Raw genomic sequence first — 25,464 nt, 5'->3', positions numbered from 1 at the left:
TAAATATGTATAAAGGATGTGTTTACATGCACACAGTTCAGCATAAAAAGCGAATTTACCTTTCCTCTCCGCACATGAGTGGGAATGAACAAAAATATATCCAAAATGCATTTGATACAAACTGGGTTGCTCCTCTTGGGCCAAATGTCGATGGGTTTGAACGAGAACTTGCATCTTTTGTAGGAGTTAGGGGAGGTACTGCAGTTAGTTCAGGTACTGCTGCTATTCATTTAGCTTTGCAGTTATTAGGTATTCAAAAGGGAGATACAGTATTTTGTTCCAGTTTTACTTTTGTAGCGAGTGCAAATCCGATTGTTTATTTGGGAGCGGAACCGGTATTTATTGACTCAGAACCGGAAACCTGGAATATGTCACCGAGTGCATTGGCACATGCATTATATGAAGCAAATAAAATGGGGAATTTGCCTAAGGCTATCATTCTTGTTCATTTATATGGTCAGAGTGCTAAACTAGATGAAATTCTCTCACTTTGTCATCAATATAATGTTCCTATAGTTGAGGATGCAGCAGAATCTCTTGGATCTACATATAAAGGAAAAGCAAGCGGTACATTCGGAAAATTTGGTGTTTATTCATTTAATGGAAATAAAATTATTACAACTTCAGGTGGTGGAATGCTAGTTTCTAATGATGTAGAAGCATTGGAAAGAGCGAGATTTTTAGCGACACAAGCAAAGGATCCAGCTCCACATTATGAGCATAGTGAGATAGGGTATAATTATCGACTAAGTAATATTTTAGCTGGTATTGGTAGAGGACAATTAGAAGTGTTAGAAGATAGGGTGAGAGCTAGAAGATTTGTATATAAACGGTATTACGAAGCGCTATCTCACATGCCAGGGTTTTATTTTATGCCTGAATTAGAACATACTCGCCCAAATCGTTGGCTTACTACATTGACAATTGATGAAAAGGAATCTGGGATTTCTATTGGGAAATTGTTGAGAATTTTAGCAGAAGAGAACATTGAAGCGCGTCCTATGTGGAAGCCACTTCATATGCAGTCGCTCTTTAAAGAGAAGAAGTATTATCCGCATAGCAAAAATGAAGATGTGTCGCAGTACCTATTTCAAAGTGGAATTTGTTTGCCTTCAGGATCTAATATGTTAGCAGAAGATCAACAAAGGGTAATTCAAAGCATTTTAAAAGTTGTAGAATGGAAGAATTAAAAGAAAAGTAAGTGAAAATGGAATTTGAATTAGATTTGTATACGTACCACTAATTGTTCTTTATAATGAATCCTTTCTAGTGTTCAGTTTCAATTTACATAAAAAAAGGGAGGAGTATAGATTTGGAAATGTCTATAATATATAAGTCTGAAAGTAAATTAAAGCATGTAATTGAGAAAGTAATAAAAATAAATAATTTCGTTCTTTAAAAAGAATGATAAAGGGGTATGTTTAACGAATTTAATATGTAAATAGTAATTGTAGTAACTTTTCATATATTAGGAGGAAGAAATGAGCGCTATAACTGGCATTATTCACTTTAATAATGAACCTATATCAATTGAACATGGCACACGATTAATGAGTGAATTACAAAAGTACCCTGCTGACGATATTCAAATATGGCACAAAGAAAATGCTTTTCTAGGATGTCATGCACAATGGATTACACCAGAGTCAGTTGGTGAACAATTACCCTTTTATAATTATGAAAAGCAATTGGCAATTACAGCAGATGCTATTATTGATAATCGTGATGAGTTATTTGAAAAATTACAAGTGGATTATTCGGATAGAAAAAACATGACAGATAGTGAGTTGATTTTACTCTCTTATCAGAAATGGGGGGAATCGGCTCCGAAATATTTGGTAGGCGATTTTGCTTTTATGATTTGGGATGAGAAAAAACAAATTCTTTTTGGTGCCAGAGATTTTTCAGGAAGTCGGACTCTTTATTTTTATCGTGGTGAGGAAAAATTTGCTTTTTGTACCATTATAAATCCGTTATTTACTCTACCGTATATTGAGAAAAAATTGAATGAGCAGTGGCTTGCTGAATTTTTAGCTATACCTGTAAATTTCGAATCGGTAGATCCACAGTTAACAGTTTACAAATATATAGAACAAGTGCCTCCATCACACACTATTTTGGTAAAGGAAGGCGAAGTGAAGTTTTCACGATACTATACACCAACTGTTGGGAAAATGCTTAATTTAAAATCAAATGAAGAGTATGAAGAGGCGTTTCGAGAGGTGTATAAAAGTGCAGTGAAGGCACGTTTGCGAACACACCACCAAGTCGGAGCCCATTTGAGTGGAGGGTTAGACTCAGGTTCTGTCGTTAGTTTTGCTGCAAGGGATTTACGGACTGAAAATAAAAAATTACATACGTATAGTTATGTTCCAGTAGAAGGATTTGAAGATTGGACACACAAAGGTAGGATAGCTGACGAAAGACCATTTATTCAATCGACTGTAGAGCATGTAGGGAATATACAGGATTATTATTTAGAATTGCCAGAGAGAAGCCCACTATCGGAAATTGATGATTGGCTGGAAACAATGGAGATGCCATATAAATTTTTTGAGAATACTTTTTGGTTGAGTGGAGTTTATGAAAAAGCAGCTCAGCAGGGAATAGGAGTACTTCTTAGTGGTCAAAGAGGTAATTGGACAGTATCATGGGGACCTATTTTAGATTACCAGGCAATGTTATTGAAAAAGCTACATTGGATTCGTTTTTATCGTGAACTATATTTATATAGTAGAAATATAGGAGTAAAAAAATCACGTGTTTTTGAAGTGGTAAGACGAAAGGCATTTCCATTTTTGCATCAGTTACTTTTTTCAGGAAAACAAGATGCAAATTCCGTAATAATTAATCCGGAATTTGCAAGGGAAATGAATGTTTTTGACAGACTTAGAGAACAAGAAATCGATATAACAGGCACCTCTATTTCTAATGCATATGACATGAAAAGAGAACAGTTTGAAAAACCATATTATTGGAGCATAAATGGCACGTATGAAACGAAATTATCATTACGTTATGCCTTATGGGATCGTGATCCCACAAATGACTTACGATTGATTCAATTTTGTTTATCAGTCCCAGAAGAACAGTATGTTCAAAATGGTTTAGATAGAGCCCTGATCCGGAGAGCCACAAAGAGCTTCCTTCCTGATAAAGTACGATTGAATCAACGGGTTCGCGGTATTCAAGGTGCAGATGGTGTTTACCGTATGGCTCCTTTTTGGAATGAATTTATTGAGGAAGTTGAAGAACTTAGTGTAGATCCAGTTATCTCTGAATTTCTAAATGTAGAGGTAATTAAGAAAGCTATCTCAAAAATTTGTAAAGAACCTCGACCAGAATATGCATTTGATTTAGATTTTAGAGTTTTAATGCGCAGCTTAATCTTTTATCGATTTATAAAAAAAGCAATATGAAAGGAGGTGATACGTATGAAAAAGGAATGGAAACAACCTGTATTAGAAGTACTTAATATTAATATGACTATGGCTGGGCCTGGGCATAAATATCCAGATGCTGTTCAACCTGACCCAGATGACCCAGTGAAGTACAGTTAAGTCACTGGAAAAATAAAGCTCTTATATAGCTTTATTATATAAGAGCTTTCAAAAAATTGACAATGTGGGGGATAGGATGTTTGATTCTGTGGGGAATGTGTTATATCAAGCCTTCGGGTTAAAAATAGTAAGTGAAATTCCATTACCCGAATTGTCTCAGCTGAATGAAAAAAAAGAGATGGCAGATGTTCAAGTTGAAATAACGGATTTGTCAGAACAGTGGAGTAAATATAGCGTAGAAAAGCAAAAAACAATTGTAGTGGAGGATGATGTAGTTATGTTTCATGTTCCTCAAACTGCAATATTTTCTGTACAAGCCGGCGAGAAAATCACCTTTTCACCTATGGCAGACGCAGAAGAAGATAAAATTCGCCTATATATTCTGGGCACTTGTATGGGGGCGCTTTTAATGCAACGTAAAACACTCCCATTGCATGGGAGTGTAATTGCCATAGATGGAAAAGCGTATGCATTAATTGGTGATTCAGGGGCTGGAAAATCAACGTTAGCCTCGGCTTTTTTGAATAAAGGATATCAGCTTTTAAGTGATGATGTAGTTGCTGTGTCTCTTTTGAATAAAAATACTGCAATAGTTCATCCTTCTTACGCACAACAAAAATTATGGCAAGAGAGCATAAATGAGTTAGGAATGGAAGTAGCGCAATTTAGCGCTTTATTTGAAAGAGAAACGAAGTATGCTGTTCCTGTTAATTCTCAATTTTTTCCAGAACCATTACCTCTTGCTGGTGTTATTGAATTAGTAAAAACACAGGGAGAAGATATTGAGATGACCCGTATAGAAGGGCTCGCACGCTTGTATAAATTATACCGTCATACTTTTAGGAGTTCTTTGATTTCTAAATTAGGATTGATGGAATGGCATTTTGAAACTTCAACTCATATTGCAAGTGGAATGGAAATGTTTCAAGTAAGTCGCCCGACTTCAAGATTTACAGCTCATGAGCTTGTGGAAGTTATTTTAAATACTATACAGAAAGGGAGTATGGTTGATGGTTGTCCACTCGAGAAAAATATCATTAAAACATAACGTTGTCCAAAGTAAAGGTAATATAGTAAGCGATATGGATGGGGAAAAAGTTATGTTAAATGTCCAGAAAGGAAATTACTATAACTTAGGTGAAATAGGCGGAGAAATATGGGAGCTTATTGAAAAGCCAATAATAATTAATCAGCTTGTTACTATGCTAGTATCCAACTATGATATTGAACGAAAAGATTGTGAAGAGCAAGTTCTTACCTTTTTAGAGTGTTTATTTCAAGAAGGGTTAATTCAAATAAAAGATCAGCCTAATAGATAGATTTATAATTTCAATAGAACTGTTAGGAAGGGATTAATGAATATTGTGAAAAGGTTAAGGGTATTTTTATTGCTGAACATGGAAACAAAGCTTTTATTTTTAGAGACTTTTATTTTTTTAGGATGGGCGCGTGTACTAAAAAGTATTACCTTTTCCAAAGTTGCACCTTCTTTAGGGGATTACATGAACGAAACATCAGTTGCGCAAATTCAGCAACACGAGGATACACTAAAGGAGGTGTCCGAAGCAATTTCTATTATGAGTCGTTATACTTTTTGGGAAAGTCAATGTCTCGTTAAAGCGATAGCTGGGATGAAAATGCTTGAAAAACGTGACATTGAGAGTACTCTTTATTTAGGAACTGCTAAGGATAATAGTGGGGCACTAATTGCACATGCATGGTTACGTAGCGGTTCTTTTTATGTTACTGGATCGGAAGGAATGGAGAAATTCACTGTCGTTGGATCATTTGCAAAGAGGCTAAGTGAGAACACTATTAAAGGAGAGTAAAATGGAGAAAGATTTTGGTCTTAATGTAGAGTTCATGTCTAAGGAATTGAAACTTCTTTTTGCAATTTTGAAGTTAAAAGATGATGAAACAATGCAAACTTACAGCAATGAATGGTTTTCGGATATTGATTGGGAATTATTTCTTGAACAGGTTGTGCATCATCGCGTTTATCCGGTGATATATCAAAAACTTAAACAGGTAGATGAGGAAATAATTCCTTCACATATTGTACAATCCTTGAATAGAAAATATAAAAAAAATACATTTCAAATGCTTTATTTAAGTGCTGAAATGGAACGAATAAATAAAATATGTAATGAAAATGAGATTCGTATGATTTTTCTAAAAGGGCCTGTACTATCTCAGGATTTATATGGAGATATTTCTTTACGAACATCCTGTGATTTGGACGTTCTTATTCCAATTCAAAATTTAGAAAAAGTAGAAATGCTACTTTTAGAGCAGGGATATGTAAAAGACGATTATATTCAAACGATATTAAATGATTGGAAATGGAGGCATCATCATATAACATTTTTTCATCCGACAAAACAGATTAAGCTTGAGATTCATTGGCGGTTAAATCCCGGACCTAGTAAGGAACCTGGGTTTGAAGAGCTTTGGAAGCGAAAGAGAAAAAGCACCCTTACGAGTAATTCTGTATATATGCTAGGGAAGGAAGATTTATTTTTATTTCTTGTATCTCATGGTGCTAGACATGGTTGGTCCAGATTACGCTGGTTAGTAGATATAAAAAAAATTGTCAATCAAGATCTTAATTGGAGTGAGATTCATAAACTAATGAAAACATATCAAATGCTACATTTAGGAGGACAAGCATTAATTTTGTCATCTCAATTGCTAGGTGTACGGATGGATGAAAGAATGATGGAATTAGTAGCTCAAAAACATTCAAAACAGTTAGCGCAAGAAGCCTTGTTTTATTTCAAGCAAATGATAAACTTGCATACCGATCCGGTTCCTGAAGAAGTACTTGCTTATCATAGTCGACATTTATTTTCGTTAATGTCTAATCAGCAAAAAACTTTATTTATTATGAGCCAACTATATCCTTATCCAATTGATGCGAAAACATTGCCGTTACCTAAATTTCTTCATTTTTTATATTTTCCTTTACGTCCGTTTCTATGTATTTGGAGAAAAACGAAGAAGTTTGCTTTGTTATTGGGGGAACATCGATGAATTATATTATATATTTTATGAAGAAATTATATTCTTCAGCAGGAAAAATACTGTATGTGAATTTATTTGGTATGGTGTTAATAAGTTTACTTGAAGGGATAGGTATTATTTTATTACTTCCTATGATAAGTATGACTGGAATAATTAATACAGGTGAGGAGACTTCTTTTATTGCACCTGTATATAGAATTTTGCAGAATTTCCCTAAAACAACAAGTTTAATTTCTATTTTAGGTATATATGTATTAATAGTGTTAAGTCAAAATATACTGCAAAGAAATATAACGTTAAGAGATGCGAGAACGCAACAAGTTTTTGTACGAAAGTTAAGAGTAGAAACATATAGTATGATTTTAAAAGCAAAGTGGAGATTTTTTTTAGAAAAAAGGAAAACAAATCTAATTAATATATTAACTACAGAATTAGCTCGTGTTAGTTATGGGATTAATTTAATTTTACAATTGCTAGCTACTATTCTATTTACATTCATACAGGTAGGGCTTGCGTTTTTATTATCTCCCCAAGTCACTGTATTTGTTTTGGGCTTTGGCTTATTGTTCTTGGTAGCTTCTCGTGTTTTTATAAAAAAAGCACGGATACTAGGCGGTAAGACCTCAGAATTGGCAAAAGACTATCTTTCTGGTATAACAGATCATTTCAATGGAATTAAAGATATAAAGAGCAATACTTTGGAAGGATCACGTTTGGATTGGTTTCAATCTATAACAAAAAAGATGAGTAGCGAACAAATGGAGTATATGAGAATAAGGTCAAACTCTCAATTGTTTTATAAAATTTCAATGGCTATATTAATTGCATTTTTTATATTTTTGTCAGTAAATATGTTTCAAGCGCAAACGGCCCAGTTACTATTAATCATTCTCATTTTTTCAAGATTATGGCCAAGGTTCATGACGATTCAGTCAAATTTAGAACAACTGGCTGCAAGCATTCCTGCCTTTAAGTCATTATGGGAATTGCAACAGGAGTGTAATGAAGCGGTTGAAATGCAGGATATATACATGCAAAAACATATAAAGCCGATTTGTATAAAACAAGGTATTGAGTGTAAGGATGTTTCTTTTCGTTATAATAAGCAAGAAGCTTTATATGCACTTCAAAACATTAATGTACAAATTCCAATAAATAGTATGACGGCAATTGTAGGACATTCTGGTGCTGGGAAAAGTACATTAATTGATGTGTTAATGGGGTTAATCCAACCAGAAAAAGGTCAAGTGTTAATAGATGGTATCCCTCTTACAACTGATAATTTATTATCATTAAGACGGGCTATTAGCTATGTACCACAAGATCCGTTCTTATTTAATGCTAGTATAAGAGAGAATTTAATGATGATTGACTCGAATGTAAATGAAGAACAAATTTGGGCTGCATTAGAATTTGCGGCAGCAACTGAATTTGTACGAATGCTTCCAAATGGACTTGATACACTGATTGGAGATCGTGGGGTGAGGCTTTCAGGTGGTGAACATCAGCGACTTGTATTGGCTCGAGCTATTTTAAGAAAACCGTCGATTTTAGTATTAGATGAGGCTACGAGTGCGTTAGATACTGAAAATGAAGTGAAAATCCAATCAGCAATAGAAAGATTGAAAGGAACAATGACTATTGTTGTTATTGCACATCGCTTATCTACTATACGCAACGCAGATCAAGTTATTGTTTTAGGAAAAGGTGAAATTGTTCAAAAAGGTGAATTTAATCAACTAGCTAAAGAAAGAAAAGGTGTATTTCGAAATTTACTAGGGTCACAAATGGAAGTTGGTTCTTAGAGGAGAAAAATTGAATGAAGCTTTGTATGAATGCAGTTCGAATCGAATAAAATCTCGAATAATGGTGAACTACAACAGATTCTTATTCGGGATTTTATTTGCGCGTTTTTAAAGTCAGTGAATACATATAAACAAGTACCTTGCAATAAATAGTACCAAGTGGTATATTATGGATATATCTAGTACCGTGTATTGAACAGTACTAAACTAAGAAAGGAGGATTACATTTGAACGTTCAGTTTAAAAAAGGTGTGTTAGAGCTATGTGTTTTGGCACTTGTGAAACGTAAAGATAGTTACGGTTATGAACTTGTACAGCAAATTTCAAATAAATTTTTAATATCGGAAGGTTCAGTATATCCATTATTACGTCGTTTAACGAAAGAGGGATATTTTCAAACGTATTTAAAAGAGTCCACGGAAGGACCGCCTCGTAAATATTATCAGCTAACAGAGCAAGGGGAGACGCAACTTCATTTGTTAGTAACAGAGTGGAGTGATTTTGCGAAAGGGGTACAAGAAATTATTGAAGGGGTGAATTGGGATGAATAAAGAACAATTCCTTAGAGAATTATCGAATCAGCTTAGAAAGTTACCGGAAGAAGAGAGGAAAGATATTTTATTTGATTATGAAGAGCACTTTCAGTTTGGGATAGAAGAGGGGAAAACTGAATTAGAAATAATAAAAGGACTTGGTTCTCCTAAAGTAATTGCAAAAGAATTACTTGCGATGTATCGTTTCGATGAAATGAAAAAAGATCCATCGACTTCAAATGTTACAAGAGCTGTCATGGCGGCGATTGGACTTAGTTTATTTAATTTTATTATCGTGTTAGGCCCTTTAGTTGCAATTATCGGTTTTATATTTTCTTTTTGGGTCGGTGGGATTGCTAGTGTAGTGACACCATTTTTCGTTATCGTAAAAGTATTTATGGGCACTTTTATATGGTTGGATCTTTTCGTTAGTATAACATTTGTTGGAGTAGGTTTGTTGTTATGTATGATAGCGTATTATAGTACGAAGTGGTTTAAAAGATTGTGCGTACGTTATGTGATATGGAACTTCAAAATGATAAAAGGGGAGTAGATGATGAAAAAAATATTGTTAGTAGCTATCGCTTGTATCATTATTGGAGTAATAGGGATTTCACAAACATATGAAAAAGCAGTGCAAACTGCAGAAAAAGGCGATAAAGAAGACGTAATTAAAAACGAAACATTAAAAAATATAGAAGTTAAGTTAGGTGCTGGGGATATTGTCGTCCAAAAATCTCCGGATGCCTCTTTTTATGTAAAGCAAACAGGAGATGTAAGTAAACAAGAAATTCGTATTACTGAAGATGGTGACACATTAAAAGTTATTGGGGAAAGAAAAAAAGATGTTTCGTTTGATTTTTCCTTTTACAATTTCGGATTTCAAACGTCTACATTGACTATATTTGTACCAGAACGTTCTTACCAAGAGATCAAAGTACATTCAGCAGCTGGACAAATAGAAATAAGTGATGTGAAAAGTGACCGCGTAAATGTTGGAACGCTGGCAGGAGAAGTGGATTTGAAGTATGTAACAGCTAAGAACGTAGAGGGATCTACAAAAGCTGGTGAGGTGAACTTTAAAAAGGTTATGGGGAAAGTAACAGCAAAAACGACTAGTGGGGATGTATATATTATGGATCATGATCCTAAGTATGATGTAGAGGCAAGCTCAACTGCTGGAGATATAACTATTACTTTATCGGAAAAACCAAAAGATGCAGTAATAACTGGGCAAACTCCTGCTGGAGATGTGACAATTTTTAATGAGGAAAATAAAAACGTAACAATTGGTAATGGGAGTAAAAAGATTAGCGGCAAAACGGCTGCTGGAGATGTTACTATAGAAACACGTTAATAATAGATGAGAAGATAGATTCATTCATTCGAGTTTTTTGGAATGAATTAAAATCTACCAATATATAAAAGAAGATAATTCCCTATATAAATAAGGGAATTATCTTCTTTTATTATTTTTAATGTAAATCACGATATACGCCAATTACTTTTCCAATAACTGACACTTGTTTTAAAATGATAGGTTCTAATGACGAGTTTTCCGGCTGTAGACGGAAGTGGTCTTTTTCTTTATAGAAACGTTTAACAGTTGCTTCGTTATCCTCTGTTAAGGCAACGACAATTTCACCGTTGTATGCAGATTGTTGTTGGCGGACAACAACTAAATCTCCATCAAAGATACCAGCTTCAATCATGCTATCCCCAGAAATACGTAACATAAATACTTGATCTGATCCAGAAACGATACTAGCTGGAAGTGGGAAGTGCTCTTCTACACTTTCGACTGCTGTAATCGGTAAACCGGCAGTAACTTTTCCGACGATTGGAACTTGAATAACAGATTGTGTTTCTGTATCCATTCGGTCATCGCCTAAAATTTCGATTGCTCGTGGTTTTGTTGGATCGCGTCGGATATAGCCCTTTTCTTCTAGTCGTGATAAATGTCCGTGCACTGTAGAACTAGAAGCGAGGCCGACTGCTTGACCGATTTCACGTACGGAAGGTGGATATCCTTTTTCTTGTACTTTTAGCTTAATAAAGTCGAGAATGTCTTGCTGGCGTTTCGTTAACTTTTCCATGTTTTCTAACACCTCGTTTTCTTTCGTTTTTCTTATTAATAAGTATAACATGCGAAAAAACATTCTACAAACATAAGTTCGAACAAAAGGGAGATTTATGATACACTAGAGAGAAAATATAGCGAGAAAGAAGGGTTCAAAATGAATGCAATTGTTTATGCACGTGTGAGTACAACAAAAGAAGCACAAGAAACATCGTTATTGCGTCAAAAGGATGAATTATTGCATTTAGCTGAGCGCTATGAAATGAATGTGACAAAAGTGATTGAGGAACAGGCTAGTGGCTATACAATTGAACGTGATGGCATATTAGAAGTATTAGATACAATTCGAGATGAACAAGTTGATGTACTTCTAATACAAGATGAAACACGTCTTGGTAGAGGGAATGCGAAGATTGCATTAATGCATTGTTTACATAAAGAGGGAATAAAAGTATATACACATACGCATAATGGTGAATTACAATTGTCGGATTCTGATTCGATGGTATTAGATATAATTAGTATTGTTGAAGAATATCAAAGAAAGATTCATAACTTGAAAATTAAACGTGGTATGCAACGCGCGGTAGAAAAAGGCTATCGGCCAGAAAATAATTTAAAAAATCGTCATTTAAGCGTAGGGCGAGAGAAAAAAGAAGTGCCAATTGAGGAAATTGTACGTTTGCGCAAGAGTGAACTCACTTTCGAAGAAATTGCGGCAACGCTTCGTGGATTTGGTCATAATGTTTCAAAAGCGACTGTACATCGTAGATACGTAGAGTATACAAAGCAATTGCTTGATAAAGAAGAGTAACTATTGTATGATAATAATCAGTTTTGATTAGAAGGGGGATTCGAGATGCTTAATCACGAACTCGTTGAACGCATTAACTTCTTAGCGAAAAAAGCAAAAGCTGAAGGTTTAACTGAAGAAGAACAACGTGAGCGTCAATCGCTACGAGAACAATATTTAAAAGGATTTCGTCAAAATATGTTAAACGAACTTAAAGGAATTAAAGTCGTTAACGAAGAAGGTACAGATGTTACACCAGCGAAATTAAAAGCTTTAAAAAAGAAAGATAATGCAAAATTAAATTAAAAGATGGGCGAAGCCCATCTTTTTTTATTTGTTATTTAATAACTTTCCAGTTGTTATTTCTCGTTGCTTCTATTCTTTTATGCTTCAATATATAGTTAGCAATAAGTTCAGACATATCTGTTGGAATATCTTTTATTACTGGTTTATTTTGAAACATGAAGAAGTTCCCTCCGCCGTTTGCTCGATAATTATTCATAACAACGTCATATTCTTCATTTATATCGAGTGTAGCGCCTTTATACTGTAAAGACTCTACTCTTTCACCAATTGGTTTTGAAATGTTTAATACATACGAAATCCCTTCCCACATATCGTAATTATAATGCGCAGGTTTTGGTTCTATGAATGCAGGATTAACAATTATATTTCCAACTGTATTTAATGTGAAATAAGAAGCAGAAAGTTCGAGAGCATCTTTTATATCAGCTCCAGTCACTCGAATAACTTTTAATGTGTTTGGGTAAATATAATTGGAAACGATATCCCGCATTGTGACATGTTTCGGGAATCCTGGAGATGTATTATGAAACAAACTTGTACAAGAAATAGAAACGTTAGCTATATCCATCTGGATTTTATTTATGAATTCAATAAAAGGATGGTCTTGCAAACGAGTTTGCATAGCATCTGAAATTCGCATGTCTCCATGAATGATGCCGATAGGCTGATCAAGCCATTTTTGTGTTTTCTCTTCATAATCGGCGACCAAGGAAAGAACATCTTTGTCGGCCTCGATTCCTTGCACAGGCAATAATTGTGCGTAACTATTTTTCTTTACCCATTTTTGTTCTGTTTTTTCGAATATTACTTTTACCTTTCCAACGGAGTGTCCATTGCATCCGGTCTGTAAAATTGTTACACCATTATCTAAAGTTTGAGCAATTTCTCGGTGTTGGTGGCCTGTTAGTAAAATATCTATACCATCAATTTCATCATACATTGCGTATCCTTGGTTTTCACCTGTTAAAACTTCAGTCGGTACTCCTGTTTGAAAATCGCGTTCAAATCCCCCGTGATAGGCTACGACTAGTAAATCGGGCTGCTCATGTTTACGGATGTAAGGAACCCACTTTTTTATTGTTTCTAATGCATCTTCAAATAGTAAATCTTTAATATGATGGGCCTGTTCCCAATTCGGGATGTAATGTGTTGTTGTCCCTAAAATAGCAATTTTTATATTTGATTCAATATGTTTTATTATATAAGGTTTCCCGAAATAAGGTTCTTTTATGTTTTTATCTAAAATGTTTGCTGATAAGTACGGGAAGTTTGCAGTTTCTACAGCATGATTTAATATATCCATTCCATAATTAAATTCATGATTGCCGATAATTGCAGCATCATAATTTAAATAGTTGGCCAATAAGGACATTGGATTTTTCTTATTTTTTTCGTATGTAGCGTAATAATAAGTTAATGGTGTTCCTTGTATGAAATCACCGTTATCAACTAAAAGAACGTTTGTATTTTTGGAACGTTCTTTTTTTATAAGAGTAGAAATTTTAGCTAAACCAATTTCTGCTTTGGAGTTATCTTGGTAGTGAATTGGATACACAGTACCATGTACATCGCTTGTTAATAAAATATTTAAAGTTACAATTTGATTTTGATTCAATACCATTCACCTTTTCTATTGTTATCTTTCAATTAATCATATCAAATATATGAAAAGAATTTTAATGAGAATGTATAGAATGTGTAAAGATTCTGTAAATAGGTAATTGTTTGTAAAAATATGTGATATATTTCTTCATGTTTACGGAAGGTTATTTTATAACAACGAAAAATGGAGGCATTCACATGTTGAAAAAAGTTTTTGCAATGAGCACAACAGTTGTACTAGCAGCGGGGTTATTAAGTGGCTGTGGAACGAAGGAATCAAGTGCAAGTAAAAATGAGGATACGAAAAAAGGTTATGTACCAAAGACGTTAAATGTTCAATTTGTTCCTTCTCAAAATGCAGATACGTTAGAGGCAAAAGCAAAACCATTGGAAAAACTATTAAGTGATAAATTAAACATTCCGGTAAAAGTTAGTATTTCAACGAATTACAATACAATTGTAGAAGCTATGGCATCAAAACAAGTAGATGTAGGATTTTTACCTCCAACAGCGTATGTGTTAGCGCATGAGAAAAAGGCTGCAAACGTAATATTACAGGCGCAACGTTTTGGGGTAGATGATGAAACTGGAGCTCCCACAAAGGACTTAGTAGATTTTTATAAATCAGAGTTTGTTGTTAAGAAAGATTCTAATATTAACAGTGTAAAAGAATTAAAGGGTAAAAAAATTGGTTATCAAGATGTAACATCATCAGCAGGGTATGTATGGCCTGCTGCTGTATTGTTAAAAGAGGGAGTCGATCCGCTAAAGGATGTGAAACCTGTTACATTAAAAGGTCATGATCAGTCACTTATTGCTCTTTTAAATGGTGATATTGATGCAGCTGTTGTATTCCAAGATGCTCGTAATATTGTAAAAAAAGATTATCCGAATATATTCGATCAAACGAAAATAGTAAAATTTACGGAGAAAATTCCAAACGATACGATTTCTGTACGTTCTGATTTAGATGCGGAGTGGAGCAAGAAATTACAAGATGCTTTCATTGAAATAGGAAAGAATGAAGAAGGGCACAAAATCATTAAAGAGGTATACTCACACGAAGGATATGTGAAATCTGATGATAGTAAATTTGATATCGTTCGTGACTATGGAAAGAAAGTGAAAACACAATAATACATATGGAAATGGCGACTAACTGGAAAGTGTGTGATTTCAGTTAGTTTGCCGTTTTTCAGTTATTGATAATACATAGAAGGTAGGTAAGATGTGTGATAGAGTTTCAAAATGTCTCCAAAGTGTATCCAAATGGTACGAAAGGATTGAAAAACATAAATTTAAAAATTCAAAAAGGTGAATTTGTTGTAATGGTCGGGCTATCTGGGGCTGGAAAATCTACACTCCTCAGATCAGTAAATCGCCTTCATGAGATTACAGAAGGAGAAATTATTATTGAAGGTGAGTCTATTACTGCTGCAAAAGGCAAAGAGTTACGACGCATGCGCCGAGATATTGGTATGATTTTTCAAAGCTTTAACCTTGTAAAGCGATCCACGGTACTGAAGAATGTATTAGCCGGGCGTGTTGGATATCATTCGACATTACGTACAACGTTAGGCTTGTTTCCGAAGGAAGATTTGGAACTTGCATTTCGGGCTTTGAACAGGGTAAATATTTTAGAAAAAGCATATGCACGAGCAGATGAATTATCAGGAGGACAACAGCAACGTGTATCGATTGCTAGAGCATTGGCACAAGAAGCGAAAATTATATTGGCAGATGAGCCTGTTGCTTCGTTAGACCCACTGACAACAAAGCAAGTAATGGATGATTTGAAAAAAATTAATGAAGATTTTGGAATTACGACAATTGTAAACTTACATTCTATTGATTTAGCGAGGCAATATGCTACACGCATTATTGGATTACATGCAGGTGAAATTGTTTTTGATGGTGTAGTAGATGAGGCAACGGATGAAAAATTTGCTGAAATTTATGGGGACGTAGCTCAGAAAAGCTCACTATTAGAGGTGGCAGCTAAATGAATAACGTGACGATATATTCGAAATCGATACCGAAGCCGCCGAGTAAATTGAAACATATGTTAACGGTTATTCTAGTTATTTTACTGTTGTGGGGTAGTAGTGTACAGGTCGACGCATCATTTTCAAAACTAGTAGTTGGTTTTCCAAATATGGTGGATTTATTGAAGGAAATGGTGCCACCAGATTGGAGTTATTTTCAAGTTATTACAACAGCAATGTTAGATACAATACGCATGGCGATTATTGGAACGACTTTAGGAGCGATTTTAGCCATTCCACTTGCACTATTTGCAGCAAGTAATGTATTTACTAGTGTATTTTTGTACAGTCCAGCTCGATTGATTTTAAATTTTATACGAACGATACCAGATTTATTATTAGCGGCTATTTTTGTAGCGATTTTTGGAATAGGACCACTTCCAGGTATTTTGGCTCTTACTTGTTTCTCGGTTGGGCTCGTAGCGAAATTATTGTATGAGTCAATTGAATCAATTGATCCAGGTCCATTAGAAGCGATGACAGCTGTAGGAGCGAATAAGGTGCAATGGATTGTTTATGGGGTCATTCCGCAAGTGAAAGCGCACTTTGTTTCCTACGTACTTTATACATTTGAGGTGAATGTACGTGCCGCAGCCGTTCTAGGTTTAGTAGGAGCAGGTGGCATTGGTTTATATTATGATCGTACACTTGGATTTTTACAATATCAACAAACTGCTTCCATTATTATTTATACCCTTGTTGTTGTATTGTTAATTGATTACATAAGTACATTGTTGCGGGAGAAATTATAATGAGTAAAACGACGATAATCGTACCAAAACCGAAGAAACCGAGTGTAAATCGCTGGATTATTTTTATAGCACTAACAGTTATATATGTATGGGCCTTTTCAGGTGTCCCACTCGAGGGAATAAAGAATACAGCGGGAGAAATTACAAAAGCAATTATGACAGGCGTGTTGAACCCAGATTGGTCGTATGTATCTTTGCCTGATGGTGAAGATTTATTACATGGTTTGATTGATACGTTGGCAATTGCGGTATTAGGTACATTTATTTCTGCCTTTTTATCTGTTCCATTTGCTTTTTGGGCAGCAACAAATATGAGTAGTGGAAAATTAACTTCAGGTGCTGGGAAATTTGTACTTAGTTTCGTTCGTACATTTCCTGAATTAGTTATGGCTCTTTTATTTATAAAAGCTGTTGGGCCAGGCTCTTTTGCCGGAGTTCTAGCTTTGGGATTACACTCTATCGGAATGTTAGGGAAACTATATTCGGAAGGAATTGAAAATATAGATAAGGGACCGACCGAGGCGTTAATAGCAACAGGTGCAAATCGGTTTCAAATACTTTGGTATGCAGTATTACCACAAGTGTTACCAGATTTTCTATCGTATACGTTATACAGGTTCGAAATTAATGTAAGATCCGCTGCGATTTTAGGTGTAATTGGAGCAGGTGGTATTGGTACGCCATTAATTTTTGCATTAAGTTCACGGAATTGGTCTCGTGTGGGAATTATTTTATTGGGCATCATTCTAATGGTAATTATAATCGATTTTATTTCAAGTTCGATTCGAAAACGGATTGTTTAACGGATTTTAAAAGCATCGAAGTCAGATGCTTTTTTGTCTTTTTAAGTATTTATTAAAAGAAGTCTGTACATTTGTATAAATATACAGACAATTCCCTTTCTTTTTAAAATAAAAACAATAAAAAAGTATGTCATATTGAATACCCATACATTCCCGAAATCATTGGTTTTTTTATAAAAAATCAAAAAAACATCAACATATTTGTCGATACATGTTGTATAATCTTGCGTGGGAAGCTATCATATAAATGTATAAAACGTTTACTAATATAAGCGAAGGGAAGAATAGCATGTCACATTCAATCGAACAACTTTCTATCAACACGATTCGCACATTATCCATCGATGCGATTGAAAAAGCAAACTCTGGTCACCCAGGAATGCCAATGGGTGCAGCACCAATGGCTTATACATTATGGACTCAATTTATGAAACATAATCCAAATAACCCAACGTGGTTTAACCGCGATCGTTTCGTATTATCTGCAGGTCATGGTTCAATGTTATTATACAGCCTACTTCACCTATCTGGTTATGATGTAACAATGGATGACTTAAAGAACTTCCGTCAATGGGGAAGTAAAACTCCAGGACATCCTGAGTACGGTCATACTGCAGGTGTAGACGCAACTACTGGTCCACTTGGACAAGGTATTGCAACTGCTGTAGGTATGGCAATGGCTGAAAGACATTTAGCGGCTAAATATAACCGTGATGCGTATAATGTAGTAGATCATCATACATACGCTATTTGTGGTGATGGAGATTTAATGGAAGGCGTTTCTGCTGAAGCATCTTCATTAGCTGCTCATTTACAATTAGGTCGTCTTGTTGTGCTTTACGATTCAAACGATATTTCATTAGATGGCGATTTAAATCGTTCATTCTCTGAAAGTGTAGAAGATCGTTACAAAGCATACGGATGGCAAGTAATCCGTGTTGAGGATGGAAACGATATTGAAGCAATCGCGAAAGCAATTGAAGAAGCGAAAGCTGACGAAAAACGCCCAACGCTAATTGAAGTAAGAACGACAATTGGTTTCGGTTCTCCAAACAAATCAGGAAAATCAGCTTCACACGGTTCTCCACTTGGTGTAGACGAAACAAAATTAACGAAAGAAGCATACGCTTGGACTGCTGAACAAGACTTCCATGTAGCAGAAGAAGTATATGACAACTTCCGTAAAACAGTACAAGATGTTGGTGAAACAGCGCAAGCAGCTTGGAACACGATGTTAGGTGAATATGCACAAGCATATCCAGAATTAGCAAACGAACTGCAAGCAGCAATGAACGGTCTTCTTCCAGAAGGTTGGGAACAAAGCTTACCAACTTATGAATTAGGATCAAAAGCAGCAACACGTAATTCTTCAGGTGCTGTAATTAATGCAATTGCAGAGTCTGTACCATCATTCTTCGGTGGATCTGCTGACCTTGCTGGTTCTAACAAAACATACATGAATAACGAAAAAGACTTTACAAGAGAAGATTACAGCGGTAAAAACATTTGGTACGGTGTACGTGAATTCGCAATGGGTGCAGCAATGAACGGTATTGCACTACATGGTGGTTTAAAAACTTACGGTGGTACGTTCTTCGTATTCTCTGATTACTTACGTCCAGCAATTCGTCTTGCAGCATTAATGCAATTGCCAGTAACGTATGTATTCACACACGACAGTATCGCTGTTGGTGAAGACGGTCCAACACATGAGCCAGTTGAGCAATTAGCAGCGCTTCGTGCAATGCCAAATGTATCTGTTATTCGTCCAGCTGACGGTAACGAATCTGTTGCGGCTTGGAGATTAGCTTTAGAATCTACAAAAACACCAACTGCTTTAGTATTAACTCGTCAAGATCTTCCAACATTAGAAGGCGCAAAAGACGATACGTATGAAAAAGTTGCAAAAGGTGCATATGTAGTTTCTGCAAGCAAGAAAGAAACAGCTGATGTAATTTTACTTGCATCTGGATCTGAAGTAAGTCTAGCTGTTGAAGCACAAAAAGCGTTAGCAGTAGACGGCGTTGACGCAGCTGTTGTCAGCATGCCATCTATGGATCGCTTTGAAGCTCAAACTGCTGAGTACAAAGAATCTGTATTACCAAAAGCAGTAACAAAACGTTTCGCAATCGAAATGGGTGCTACATTCGGATGGCACCGTTACGTAGGTTTTGAAGGAGATGTGTTAGGTATCGATACATTCGGTGCTTCTGCTCCTGGTGAGAAGATTATGGAAGAGTATGGATTTACTGTAGAGAACGTTGTTCGTAAAGTAAAAGAAATGCTTTAATGATTTTAGAAAAATCTCTCCGGCATGGAGAGGTTTTTCTATGTAAATGAGTTTTTTCGACAGAAAAAGTTTTTTATCTCTCCGCAGTCAGACAATCATTGCAAATTTTCTTCTATATAATGAAGAGAAAAGGTTGTCCAGATTGGGAGGCTGAAAATGAAAACGTATGAATTGTATTTAATTCAAGAGGATATTGCGAAAGCTTATTTTGGTCGTGAATATTTGTTTTTTGATTTATTTGCTCGATTTTCAGAATCTGGGTCCCTTTCGGAGAAAAAAGTGTTATATAAACAAATGATGTATATAACGATGCCATTACAAGTAATGAAAATTCATCATAAATTAGAGCAAGCTTTGCGTGTTCTTGGTAAATATGATAGAACACATCATACGCATACACTTTTTACGGGAGCGGAATATGGCGAAATAATAGTGAAACCACACTATATTCGCATGAATACCTCTGGAAATGTCTCTATGGAAACGACTTTCTTTGAGGTGTTAAGAAAGTGTGAACTAACATTTTTAGCTATGGATTATGAAAATACAAAATACGGATGGTTGAATCCTTTAAAACAAGTACGAACATATGTGTAAAAAATGTCGAATTCTATCTTGTCTTATTGAAAAGGTTTTAGTACACTGTAAGGTAGACAACATGAAGGAGGAAAATATATGCCAATTTGGTTAGGTATTCTAGTGGGCGTAGTAGCACTAGTAGCAGGCGTGGCGTTAGGATTTTTCATTGCCCGCAAATACATGATGAACTACTTAGAAAAAAATCCACCAATTAATGAACAAATGTTAAAAATGATGATGATGCAAATGGGACAAAAACCTTCCCAAAAGAAAATCAATCAAATGATGAGCGCGATGAGCAAGCAACAAACAAAATAAGCGCTAAAGGGCACTCGATAAGAGTGCCCTTTCCTATTGGAATTTTAAAGTGTTTAAAACTTTTAAAAATTCTGTATTTTTGTTAAACTGAAAACATCGCTCATTTTAAGGGAGGAGGATAAATATGAAAGTATTTTTTAATTTAGCTTGGTTTTTTAAACAAGAGAAACGAGCGTACATAATCGGGATTATTATGTTATTTGGTGTCGCGCTTCTTGAACTTGTAGCCCCGAAAGTACTAGGTATTGTAGTAGATGAAATTAATAATGGAACATTAACATCTGAAAAATTGTTGAAGTGGGTTATTCTGTTAGTTGTTGTAGGGATTACTATGTACATATTGCGTTATTTGTGGCGTATTATGATTTTTGGATCTTCTTTAAAATTAGCCCGTCAATTACGAAAGAATTTATATGAACATTTTACAAAGATGAGTCCAACTTTCTATCAATCACGTCGTACAGGCGATTTGATGGCACATGCGACCAATGATATTCAGGCAATTCAGCAAACTGCTGGATCGGGTGTTTTAACACTTGTTGACTCATTAGCAGTTGGAGGATGTGTACTTGTAGCGATGGGGTTTACAATTAGTTGGAAGTTGACATTATTAAGTTTAATTCCGATGCCAATTGTAGCGATTTCTACAAATTATTATGGAACTTTATTGCATAGAAGATTTCATAAAGCGCAGCAATCGTTTTCTGAAATCAACGATAAAGTACAAGAAAGTATGAGTGGGATGAAGGTAATTCGCTCGCTTGGACAAGAGAAAGAGGATTTGGAAGCATTTCGGAAGAAATCAGAAGATGTCGTACATAAAAATATGTTAGTCGCGCGTATTGACTCGTTATTCGATCCAACGATTGCACTTATTGTCGGGTTTTCGTTTTTAATCGCAGTTTGTTACGGATCTTTATTAGTAGTACGGGGCGAATTAACTGTAGGAGAGCTAGTAACGTTTACAACATACTTAGGGACTCTTGTATGGCCAATGTTAGCTTTTGGATGGTTGTTTAATATTATGGAACGTGGACGCGCTTCGTATGATCGTGTGGAGAAAATACTTTCACAAACTTCAGATGTAGTAAATAAGGAAAACGCTATAAATACTATAGCAAGTGGTGATGTTTCATTTGCTATTGATTCATTTTCTTATAAGAAAAATGAACTATTAAACTTAAAAGATATTTATGTTAATTTAAGAAAAGGTGAAACGCTAGGTATTGTGGGACGTACCGGTGCAGGGAAGACGACGTTGTTAAAATGTTTAATTCGAGAATATGATCATTTTAATGGTGAATTAAAAGTTGGTGAACGGGATATTCGAGATGTAACACTTCATGGTGTACGTTCTGCAATTTCATACGTGCCGCAAGATCATTTTTTATTTTCAGCGAGTATTGGAGAGAACATTGCATTCGGAAAGGTCGATGCTACATATAAAGAAATTGCGCGTGCTGCTGAAATTGCTTGTATTCATAATGATATCGTTCAATTTTCAGAAGGGTATGATACGGTAGTAGGTGAAAGAGGTGTTTCACTATCAGGAGGTCAAAAACAGCGGATTTCAATTGCGCGTGCTTTATTAACGAATGCTGAAATTTTAATTTTAGATGATTGTTTATCAGCTGTCGATGCAAAAACCGAAGAAACTATATTATCCGCATTGAAACGGGAAAGAGCAGAAAAAACGACGATTATTACTGCACACCGTTTAAGTGCAATTCAGCATGCAAACATTATTCTTGTGATTAATGAAGGAGCGGTAGTGCAACGAGGAACACATGAACAATTGATGGGAGAAAATGGTTGGTATAAAGAAATGTACGAAAGCCAGCAACTAGAGGCGTTAGTAGAGAAAGGAGGCGTATGATGGCTGAGAAAAAGCGGAGTGATTTAAGAAGATTACTTTCTTATATGAGACCATATAAAAGGTTATTAGCATTAGCATTTTTATTCCTAGTTGGTGCAACTGTAACTGAAATGATGGGTCCTTTTTTAATTAAACAATTTCTTGATGAACATTTAGTACCGCGTAACTTTGATCAATCAGCACTTGTTACTCTATTTGTAGTGTATATAATTGCACATTTATTAAAAGTATTATTTACGTATTTAGATTTATTGTACTTTCAAAATATAGCTTTTAAGATTGTTCAAGATATGCGAGTTGAAGTGTATGAACACGTTCAAAAATTGTCATTAAGTTTCTTTGATCGTACGCCGATAGGTACACTCGTATCTCGCATAACAAATGATACGGAAGCGATTAAGGATTTTTATGTAAGTGTACTATCAACATTCGTAAAAAATGTAGTGTTTTTAGTAGGGATTTTAGTGGCGATGTTTTTATTAGATGTAAAATTAGCACTATTTTCTCTTATATTAATTCCAATTATGTTTGCTATTATGGTGCTATATCGCCGGAAAAGTGCAGCTTTTTATTTAGAAGTACGTAATCAATTAAGCGTATTAAATGCGAAGTTAAATGAGTCCATTCAAGGAATGAATATTGTTCAAGTATTCAGACAAGAAAAACGTATGAGAAAAGAATTTGAAGAAGTGAATAATAAACATTATAGTGCAGGACGACGCACGTTAAAGTTAGACGCATTACTTTTACGTCCAGCAACGGATTTAGTTCATATTGTAGCAATTGCATTAGTACTTGGTTTATTCGGAATTGACGCTTTAAAGAGTCCCGTTGAAGTAGGAGTTTTATATGCGTTTGTTAACTATATTCATCGTTTCTTCCAACCTGTAAATGAGATGATGATGAAATTATCATTTTTCCAACAGGCACTTGTTTCATCATCACGTGTATTTCATTTAATAGATGAGAAAGATTTAGCGCCGGTTCAAAAAGGGGATGGGAATCCTCAAGTAGTTAATGGAGATATTGAATTTAAAAATGTTACTTTTTCGTATGATGGAAAGCGTGATGTTTTAAAAAATGTATCTTTTCATGTGAAACAAGGGCAAACGGTTGCTTTTGTTGGGCATACTGGTAGCGGAAAAAGTACCATTATGAATTTACTAATGCGATTTTATAATATTAAGTCGGGAAACATTGTAATAGACGATGTAGATTTAGAGAAATTTGAAGAACGAGAAATTAGAAAGAGAATAGGACTCGTATTGCAAGATGCATTTTTATTTGCAGGAAATGTAAAGCAAAATATTCGTATGTACAATGAAGAAATTACAGATGAAGAAGTAAAAGAAGCTGCGCAATTTGTGCAAGCCAATACGTTTATTGAAAAATTACCAAAGCAGTATGAAACAGAAGTAGTAGAAAGAGGAGCTGCATTTTCTAGTGGTCAACGACAATTAATTGCTTTTGCTAGAACGATAGCAACTAATCCGAAAGTGTTAGTATTAGATGAGGCAACAGCTAATATCGATACAGAAACAGAAGAGGCTATTCAAACAGCGTTGCAGCAAATGAGAAAAGGTAGAACGACGATAGCGATTGCTCACAGGTTATCTACAATTCAAGATGCAGATCAAATATTCGTTATGCATGATGGAGAGATAGTAGAAAGGGGAACACATCAAGAGTTACTGAGTGAGCAAGGGTTGTATTATAATATGTATTTACTACAAAATAAAGGAAGCTTGCAAAAGGCCTTGTAATATACAAGGTCTTTTTTACTTTGTATATAAAATATATTTACTCTTTGTTTTTATAGCATACATGTCGTGTCCATTTAGTAAAGTTGTACATATTGTATGTATACGGAATGAAAAAATTTGATAGGAGATTTTATATGCAAAACAGATCGAGTTCAAATGTTACGTTTATCGATGTGTCTCATTGGGAAGGGAGTATTGATTGGAATGCAGTGAAGGCATCTGGCATTCCAGCAGCATATGCAAAAGCGACAGAAGGTGTAAATTATCTTGATCCTACTTTTGTTCAAAATGTACAAGCGGCACGAAATGCGAATGTATTAATCGGTGCATACCATTTTGCACATCCAGAACAAAATGATGCAATTTCAGAAGCGAAATATTTTGTGAGTATATTACAAAGCAATCAAACAGACTTAATGCCAGTTCTAGATTTAGAGTCACCAACAGATCCGAGTAATAGTAATTTAACTGGTACCGCTATATCTAATTGGGCAAGAAGTTTCATAAATTATGTGAAACAGGCTACTGGAAAAAATGTAATGTTATATACAGGAGTTTGGTATATTAATGAGTTTGGAATTAACGGGTTAAGTGATATTCCACTTTGGATTGCTAGATATTCTAGTACACCGCCTGCTGATGCTGGTGGATGGACAGAGTGGACAGCGTGGCAATACACTGATTCTGGTCAAATTTCAGGTGTAGGAAATTGTGATGTATCAGCAGCAGTTTCATTAGAAGCTTTGCAAGGGAATGGATCGAGTGGTGGAGGGAATGTTTCTCCGCCTAATAATGCAACTCCAGTTTACGGTGTTGCTGTAATTAATGGCGATAATGTAAATTTACGGACTGGACCATCTTTACAATCTAGTGTAATTCGCCAGCTAAATCGAGGTGAATCATATGAAGTTTTGAGCGAACAAGATGGTTGGCTTGCTTTGGGTGGAAATGAATGGATATACTATGATTCGAGTTATATTCAGTATAAACATTATGTGGCGACTATTACTGGTGACAATGTGAATCTACGGGATGCTCCATCATTAAGTGGAAATGTTATAAGACAGTTACATCATGGTGAGGCATATCGAGTATGGTGTAAGCAAGATGGCTGGCTCGGATTAGGTGGAAATGAATGGATATATTATGATTCGAGTTATATTCAGTATGGTGTATAATAAAGTCAACGTAAAAGGTATCTCGCCTGAGATACCTTTTATCCCGCGATTTGCAGGCAGTAAGAATCTCGGCGAATGCGAGGAAGATAGGTGGGAGTTGCCCGTAAAAGGCCGATTGGTGAGGGCTAATAATGAGTGGGTGATAGAACAAAACACT

General features: G+C 35.3%; 25 protein-coding genes. 23 read left to right on the top strand and 2 right to left on the bottom strand.

What is annotated here, in order from left to right; all coding sequences use genetic code 11:
• Window positions 1-26: 26 nt before the first annotated feature.
• The 11 genes from JDS98_RS20105 to JDS98_RS20055 all read left to right on the top strand — a co-directional run bounded on the left by JDS98_RS20105 (window position 27) and on the right by JDS98_RS20055 (window position 10,279).
• Window positions 27-1,190, top strand: a complete 1,164-nt coding sequence (locus JDS98_RS20105; RefSeq protein WP_097958477.1) for an aminotransferase class I/II-fold pyridoxal phosphate-dependent enzyme — start codon at window positions 27-29, stop codon at window positions 1,188-1,190.
• Window positions 1,191-1,481: 291 nt separating this feature from the next.
• Window positions 1,482-3,419, top strand: a complete 1,938-nt coding sequence (locus JDS98_RS20100) for a lasso peptide isopeptide bond-forming cyclase (protein WP_097958475.1) — start codon at window positions 1,482-1,484, stop codon at window positions 3,417-3,419.
• 15 nt (window positions 3,420-3,434) lie between these two features.
• Window positions 3,435-3,560: a paeninodin family lasso peptide gene (locus JDS98_RS20095; RefSeq protein WP_000712621.1), complete on the top strand. Its 126-nt coding sequence runs from the start codon at window positions 3,435-3,437 to the stop codon at window positions 3,558-3,560.
• A 76-nt stretch (window positions 3,561-3,636) separates the two neighbouring features.
• Window positions 3,637-4,608, top strand: coding sequence for an aldolase (locus JDS98_RS20090; protein ID WP_097958473.1), 972 nt, complete (start codon window positions 3,637-3,639; stop codon window positions 4,606-4,608).
• Window positions 4,571-4,879 carry a lasso peptide biosynthesis PqqD family chaperone gene (locus tag JDS98_RS20085; RefSeq protein WP_097958472.1) on the top strand — a complete coding sequence of 103 codons (309 nt, stop codon included), beginning with the start codon at window positions 4,571-4,573 and terminating at the stop codon, window positions 4,877-4,879. Before JDS98_RS20090 ends, JDS98_RS20085 begins: the two co-directional genes overlap by 38 nt.
• A 36-nt stretch (window positions 4,880-4,915) precedes the next feature.
• Window positions 4,916-5,389, top strand: a complete 474-nt coding sequence (locus JDS98_RS20080; protein WP_097958470.1) for a lasso peptide biosynthesis B2 protein — start codon at window positions 4,916-4,918, stop codon at window positions 5,387-5,389.
• A 1-nt stretch (window position 5,390) separates the two neighbouring features.
• The gene (locus tag JDS98_RS20075) at window positions 5,391-6,593 is read left to right on the top strand and encodes a nucleotidyltransferase domain-containing protein (protein ID WP_199634244.1); all 1,203 of its coding nucleotides are present in this window, start codon (window positions 5,391-5,393) and stop codon (window positions 6,591-6,593) included.
• Window positions 6,590-8,389: an ABC transporter ATP-binding protein gene (locus JDS98_RS20070; RefSeq protein WP_199634243.1), complete on the top strand. Its 1,800-nt coding sequence runs from the start codon at window positions 6,590-6,592 to the stop codon at window positions 8,387-8,389. Before JDS98_RS20075 ends, JDS98_RS20070 begins: the two co-directional genes overlap by 4 nt.
• A 227-nt stretch (window positions 8,390-8,616) precedes the next feature.
• Window positions 8,617-8,940 carry a PadR family transcriptional regulator gene (locus tag JDS98_RS20065; protein ID WP_001102631.1) on the top strand — a complete coding sequence of 108 codons (324 nt, stop codon included), beginning with the start codon at window positions 8,617-8,619 and terminating at the stop codon, window positions 8,938-8,940.
• Complete coding sequence (locus JDS98_RS20060; RefSeq protein WP_001031393.1) at window positions 8,933-9,475, top strand: DUF1700 domain-containing protein; 543 nt, start codon at window positions 8,933-8,935, stop codon at window positions 9,473-9,475. Before JDS98_RS20065 ends, JDS98_RS20060 begins: the two co-directional genes overlap by 8 nt.
• On the top strand, window positions 9,476-10,279 hold the full coding sequence (locus tag JDS98_RS20055; RefSeq protein WP_070173639.1) for a DUF4097 family beta strand repeat-containing protein: 804 nt from the start codon (window positions 9,476-9,478) through the stop codon (window positions 10,277-10,279).
• A gap of 118 nt (window positions 10,280-10,397) precedes the next feature.
• Here the strand turns inward: JDS98_RS20055 and lexA are convergent, their stop codons facing one another.
• Complete coding sequence (lexA, locus tag JDS98_RS20050; RefSeq protein WP_000413736.1) at window positions 10,398-11,018, bottom strand: transcriptional repressor LexA; 621 nt, start codon at window positions 11,016-11,018, stop codon at window positions 10,398-10,400.
• Between the two features lie 141 nt (window positions 11,019-11,159).
• Between lexA and JDS98_RS20045 the strand changes: the two genes are divergently transcribed.
• Window positions 11,160-11,816: a YneB family resolvase-like protein gene (locus JDS98_RS20045; protein WP_000991794.1), complete on the top strand. Its 657-nt coding sequence runs from the start codon at window positions 11,160-11,162 to the stop codon at window positions 11,814-11,816.
• 45 nt (window positions 11,817-11,861) lie between these two features.
• Complete coding sequence (locus tag JDS98_RS20040) at window positions 11,862-12,101, top strand: DUF896 domain-containing protein (RefSeq protein ID WP_199631896.1); 240 nt, start codon at window positions 11,862-11,864, stop codon at window positions 12,099-12,101.
• Window positions 12,102-12,132: 31 nt separating this feature from the next.
• Here JDS98_RS20040 and JDS98_RS20035 read toward each other — a convergent pair whose 3' ends face one another.
• Window positions 12,133-13,716: a bifunctional metallophosphatase/5'-nucleotidase gene (locus JDS98_RS20035; RefSeq protein ID WP_199631897.1), complete on the bottom strand. Its 1,584-nt coding sequence runs from the start codon at window positions 13,714-13,716 to the stop codon at window positions 12,133-12,135.
• Window positions 13,717-13,901: 185 nt separating this feature from the next.
• Here JDS98_RS20035 and JDS98_RS20030 point away from each other — a divergent pair, with 185 nt between their 5' ends.
• From JDS98_RS20030 to JDS98_RS19985, 10 genes are all read left to right on the top strand, one after another.
• The gene (locus JDS98_RS20030) at window positions 13,902-14,840 is read left to right on the top strand and encodes a phosphate/phosphite/phosphonate ABC transporter substrate-binding protein (RefSeq protein ID WP_070173637.1); all 939 of its coding nucleotides are present in this window, start codon (window positions 13,902-13,904) and stop codon (window positions 14,838-14,840) included.
• A 95-nt stretch (window positions 14,841-14,935) separates the two neighbouring features.
• The gene (gene phnC / locus JDS98_RS20025) at window positions 14,936-15,709 is read left to right on the top strand and encodes a phosphonate ABC transporter ATP-binding protein (RefSeq protein WP_098821723.1); all 774 of its coding nucleotides are present in this window, start codon (window positions 14,936-14,938) and stop codon (window positions 15,707-15,709) included.
• The gene (gene phnE / locus JDS98_RS20020; protein ID WP_199634242.1) at window positions 15,706-16,500 is read left to right on the top strand and encodes a phosphonate ABC transporter, permease protein PhnE; all 795 of its coding nucleotides are present in this window, start codon (window positions 15,706-15,708) and stop codon (window positions 16,498-16,500) included. Before phnC ends, phnE (JDS98_RS20020) begins: the two co-directional genes overlap by 4 nt.
• Entirely contained in the window at window positions 16,500-17,303 is an 804-nt protein-coding gene (gene phnE, locus JDS98_RS20015; protein ID WP_199634241.1) for a phosphonate ABC transporter, permease protein PhnE, read from the top strand. The genes phnE (JDS98_RS20020) and phnE (JDS98_RS20015) overlap by 1 nt, the downstream gene beginning before the upstream one ends.
• Before the next feature lie 289 nt (window positions 17,304-17,592).
• Window positions 17,593-19,593 (top strand): transketolase, encoded by a 2,001-nt coding sequence (tkt, locus tag JDS98_RS20010; RefSeq protein WP_199634240.1) that lies wholly within the window; start codon window positions 17,593-17,595, stop codon window positions 19,591-19,593.
• 156 nt (window positions 19,594-19,749) lie between these two features.
• Window positions 19,750-20,190 (top strand): sporulation inhibitor of replication protein SirA, encoded by a 441-nt coding sequence (gene sirA / locus JDS98_RS20005; RefSeq protein ID WP_000860638.1) that lies wholly within the window; start codon window positions 19,750-19,752, stop codon window positions 20,188-20,190.
• A gap of 78 nt (window positions 20,191-20,268) precedes the next feature.
• On the top strand, window positions 20,269-20,490 hold the full coding sequence (locus JDS98_RS20000) for a YneF family protein (protein ID WP_001123316.1): 222 nt from the start codon (window positions 20,269-20,271) through the stop codon (window positions 20,488-20,490).
• Between the two features lie 124 nt (window positions 20,491-20,614).
• Window positions 20,615-22,366 carry an ABC transporter transmembrane domain-containing protein gene (locus JDS98_RS19995; protein WP_199634239.1) on the top strand — a complete coding sequence of 584 codons (1,752 nt, stop codon included), beginning with the start codon at window positions 20,615-20,617 and terminating at the stop codon, window positions 22,364-22,366.
• Window positions 22,366-24,129, top strand: coding sequence for an ABC transporter ATP-binding protein (locus tag JDS98_RS19990; protein WP_097958456.1), 1,764 nt, complete (start codon window positions 22,366-22,368; stop codon window positions 24,127-24,129). Before JDS98_RS19995 ends, JDS98_RS19990 begins: the two co-directional genes overlap by 1 nt.
• A 134-nt stretch (window positions 24,130-24,263) precedes the next feature.
• Entirely contained in the window at window positions 24,264-25,307 is a 1,044-nt protein-coding gene (locus JDS98_RS19985) for a GH25 family lysozyme (protein WP_001181410.1), read from the top strand.
• The last annotated feature ends 157 nt before the right edge of the window (window positions 25,308-25,464 follow it).

The sequence above is a fragment of the Bacillus cereus group sp. N11 genome, assembly GCF_016483605.1.
Lineage (GTDB): Bacteria > Bacillota > Bacilli > Bacillales > Bacillaceae_G > Bacillus_A > Bacillus_A toyonensis.
This window is presented reverse-complemented; position numbering and strand designations above follow the sequence as displayed.

Excerpts from the sequence above, each read along its gene's own strand:
- JDS98_RS20000 (WP_001123316.1), top strand. The coding sequence starts at position 20,269 with ATGCCAATTTGGTTAGGTATTCTAGTGGGCGTAGTAGCACTAGTAGCA.
- JDS98_RS20095 (WP_000712621.1), top strand. The coding sequence starts at position 3,435 with ATGAAAAAGGAATGGAAACAACCTGTATTAGAAGTACTTAATATTAAT.
- JDS98_RS20090 (WP_097958473.1), top strand. The coding sequence starts at position 3,637 with ATGTTTGATTCTGTGGGGAATGTGTTATATCAAGCCTTCGGGTTAAAA.
- JDS98_RS20055 (WP_070173639.1), top strand. The coding sequence starts at position 9,476 with ATGATGAAAAAAATATTGTTAGTAGCTATCGCTTGTATCATTATTGGA.
- JDS98_RS20060 (WP_001031393.1), top strand. The coding sequence starts at position 8,933 with ATGAATAAAGAACAATTCCTTAGAGAATTATCGAATCAGCTTAGAAAG.
- tkt (WP_199634240.1), top strand. The coding sequence starts at position 17,593 with ATGTCACATTCAATCGAACAACTTTCTATCAACACGATTCGCACATTA.
- JDS98_RS20045 (WP_000991794.1), top strand. The coding sequence starts at position 11,160 with ATGAATGCAATTGTTTATGCACGTGTGAGTACAACAAAAGAAGCACAA.
- JDS98_RS20085 (WP_097958472.1), top strand. The coding sequence starts at position 4,571 with ATGGTTGTCCACTCGAGAAAAATATCATTAAAACATAACGTTGTCCAA.
- JDS98_RS20030 (WP_070173637.1), top strand. The coding sequence starts at position 13,902 with ATGTTGAAAAAAGTTTTTGCAATGAGCACAACAGTTGTACTAGCAGCG.
- JDS98_RS20100 (WP_097958475.1), top strand. The coding sequence starts at position 1,482 with ATGAGCGCTATAACTGGCATTATTCACTTTAATAATGAACCTATATCA.
- phnE (WP_199634241.1), top strand. The coding sequence starts at position 16,500 with ATGAGTAAAACGACGATAATCGTACCAAAACCGAAGAAACCGAGTGTA.
- JDS98_RS19995 (WP_199634239.1), top strand. The coding sequence starts at position 20,615 with ATGAAAGTATTTTTTAATTTAGCTTGGTTTTTTAAACAAGAGAAACGA.
- JDS98_RS20105 (WP_097958477.1), top strand. The coding sequence starts at position 27 with ATGCACACAGTTCAGCATAAAAAGCGAATTTACCTTTCCTCTCCGCAC.
- JDS98_RS19990 (WP_097958456.1), top strand. The coding sequence starts at position 22,366 with ATGGCTGAGAAAAAGCGGAGTGATTTAAGAAGATTACTTTCTTATATG.
- JDS98_RS20040 (WP_199631896.1), top strand. The coding sequence starts at position 11,862 with ATGCTTAATCACGAACTCGTTGAACGCATTAACTTCTTAGCGAAAAAA.
- sirA (WP_000860638.1), top strand. The coding sequence starts at position 19,750 with ATGAAAACGTATGAATTGTATTTAATTCAAGAGGATATTGCGAAAGCT.
- lexA (WP_000413736.1), bottom strand. The coding sequence starts at position 11,018 with ATGGAAAAGTTAACGAAACGCCAGCAAGACATTCTCGACTTTATTAAG.
- JDS98_RS20075 (WP_199634244.1), top strand. The coding sequence starts at position 5,391 with ATGGAGAAAGATTTTGGTCTTAATGTAGAGTTCATGTCTAAGGAATTG.
- JDS98_RS20070 (WP_199634243.1), top strand. The coding sequence starts at position 6,590 with ATGAATTATATTATATATTTTATGAAGAAATTATATTCTTCAGCAGGA.
- JDS98_RS19985 (WP_001181410.1), top strand. The coding sequence starts at position 24,264 with ATGCAAAACAGATCGAGTTCAAATGTTACGTTTATCGATGTGTCTCAT.
- JDS98_RS20080 (WP_097958470.1), top strand. The coding sequence starts at position 4,916 with ATGAATATTGTGAAAAGGTTAAGGGTATTTTTATTGCTGAACATGGAA.
- phnE (WP_199634242.1), top strand. The coding sequence starts at position 15,706 with ATGAATAACGTGACGATATATTCGAAATCGATACCGAAGCCGCCGAGT.